The organism is Pseudomonas sp. P5_B2, assembly GCF_056400445.1.
This window is the reverse complement of sequence record NZ_JBFULH010001138.1, coordinates 1-954: the sequence shown is the minus strand read 5'-3', so window position 1 is coordinate 954 and position 954 is coordinate 1. Positions and strand designations below refer to the sequence as shown.

Sequence of the window (954 nt, the reverse complement as noted above, 5' to 3'; positions counted from 1 at the left end):
GCGGGCACCTCATGTCGGCCCAGTGAAATTTGTCATGAAAAGAAAAGTGGCTGACGTCCAATGAAAAGCGCCCGGAGTGGTGGAACTTTAATGTCAGCACAACAAAAATCTCTGACCAACGAGTCAGTCGAGTCATCGAGAAAGTGTAGGTGCTGACGTGGACAAACTGAATACTGTCGCAACCGTTTTGATCGTGCCGGGCTTGCGTGAGCATGTGGCCGAGCATTGGCAGACATTGCTTGAAGCCCGACTCTGCAAAGTACGTAGCGTCCCGCCGCTTGAAACCGACAAGCTCGACTGCGCCGCAYGGGTTCGTGCGATCCAGCACGAACTGGAGCAAATCGAAGGGCCGGTGATCCTGGTCGCCCACAGTGCCGGTGTTCTGATGGTCGCGCACTGGGCAGCATTGCACAGTCGTCCGATCAAGGGCGCTCTGCTGGCCGCGCCACCAGACCTCGACGCTACCTGGCCGCAAGGCTACCCCACTTCTGAATCTCTGCGGGCCCATGGCTGGGATCCGCTACCCCAAGGTCTGTTGCCGTTCCCAAGCCTGGTGGCCGGCAGCACCAATGATCACCTTGCCAGTCTGGACGCCGTCACTCGCATGGCTCAAGGCTGGGGTGCCGAACTGCGCAATTTTGGCGCAGTAGGCCATCTCAATCCAGCGGCAGGATTTGGCCACTGGCCAGAAGCGGAAGCGCTCATCCTGGAATTGGACCGATAGTTCAGGCGCCGACTGGCTGTAAGCCAACCGGCATTTGCCCTCACTCCTGAGAAGCGTAAGTCCCTGGTACAAGGGAATGCGTGGGGGCTGCTGCGCTTAAAAACAAATACAAAAAGGCGGAGAAACATCGCAATGCACAACAATAAGAGTCAAGGTTTCACGGTTTCGCGTTACACCTTGCTGGCTTCGGCCATCCTGGCGGCTTCCATGCCGACTGCCCAGGCGATGGA

The 954-nt window shown here is 57.6% G+C and carries 1 protein-coding gene; it reads left to right on the top strand.

All coding sequences use genetic code 11. The features are described from left to right. Positions 1-157 precede the first annotated feature (157 nt). On the top strand, positions 158-724 hold the full coding sequence (locus tag AC1DRJ_RS29730) for an RBBP9/YdeN family alpha/beta hydrolase (RefSeq protein WP_477805271.1): 567 nt from the start codon (positions 158-160) through the stop codon (positions 722-724). Positions 725-954: the final 230 nt, after the last annotated feature.